The 1217-nt window shown below is 75.8% G+C and carries 1 protein-coding gene; it reads right to left on the bottom strand.

The window, feature by feature from the left end:
- Positions 1-1217: ATP-binding protein (locus tag NON22_RS24525; protein WP_257389600.1), on the bottom strand; the 1217-nt coding region annotated here is incomplete at both ends.

Genomic DNA, 1217 nt, shown 5'->3' with positions numbered 1-1217 from the left:
ACGGCGCCGGCCTGCCCGCGCGCGGCGGCGATGCGCGCGAGCGCCAGATGCACGCGCGCGAGCGTCGCGGCGTCGAGGTCGGCGTCGGCCTCGGCCAGCACGGCATCGAGCAGCTGCGTGGCGGCCTGCAGCTGGCCGGTCTCGAGCAGCGCCTCGGCGCGGATCTCGCGCAGCTTGTGGCGCAGGCGCAGGTTCTGGCTGTGCGTCTCGGGCGGCCAGTAGCGCTGTGTCGTCGCGAGCGCGCCGGCATGGTCGAGCAGCAGCTGCTGCACCTCGGCGATGCTGGCCAGGGTGAAGACGTATTCCTCCTGCGCGCCGAGCCGCTCGAACCGCGCGGCGGCATCGTTGAGTCCCGGCAGCGCGGTGGCCGGCCGCAGCCGGCGCACTTCGATCAGGCCGAGATTCAGGTCGACCTGGCCGGTGCCGAGCTCGTTGCCGGCGGCTTCGGTCTCGGCGCGGGCCAGGCCGAGGTCGGCCAGCGCCGCGTCGTAGTCGTCGCGCAGGGTCGCGACGAGGCCGCGGCCGAGCAGGGCCAGGCCCAGCGCATCGGGCGCCTTGCGGCCGCGCAGCAGGGTGATCGCCTCGTCGTAGTGGCGCAGCGCGTCCTGCGGCCGCGTGCGCCGGATGTAGCTCGCCGCGAGCGTGACCAGCGCGCGGCCGCGCAGCTCGGGATCGCGCGCAGCCGGCAGTTCGTCGAGCAGCTGCAGCAGCCGCCGTTCGACGGCGAAATAGTCGCCGGCGCGCAGCTCGATCTGGGCCAGGCGCAAGGTGATCTCGGGCCGCGCGCGCAGCGCCGGGTCGGCGCGGCGGATCAGCTCGCCGGCGAGATCGAGCTGGTCGGCCAGCATCGCCGCGCGCGTGCGCTGCAGCAGCTCGGCGAGATCCTGCGGCGTGTCCTCGCGGTCGTTCGGCGGCAGCCGGCCGAGGCGCAGCAGCAGGGTGTCGGCGGCTTCGCGCGCGGCGCTCATGGCGTCGTCGGCGCGCGTCTCCACGTCGATGTGCCGTGTCTCGTCGCGTGCGCGCAGGCGCACTAGCCAGCGGCCGTCGCGCTGCTGCACGTCGGGCAGGATGCGCAAAGTGCCGGCCGCGGCGAGGTCGCGCGCGTCGAGCAGCGCTGCGGGATCGCGCGGCGCCGGGTCGCCGGACGCCGGATTGCGGGTTGCCGGGTCGCGTGCTGCCGGGTCGCGCGTGTCGCGCTCGCGCAGCAGCGCGACGAC

Source organism: Tahibacter caeni (genome assembly GCF_024609805.1).
Classification (GTDB): domain Bacteria; phylum Pseudomonadota; class Gammaproteobacteria; order Xanthomonadales; family Rhodanobacteraceae; genus Tahibacter; species Tahibacter caeni.
The sequence above is the reverse complement of the archived record's forward strand: the minus strand, read 5'-3'. Positions and strand labels throughout refer to the sequence as shown.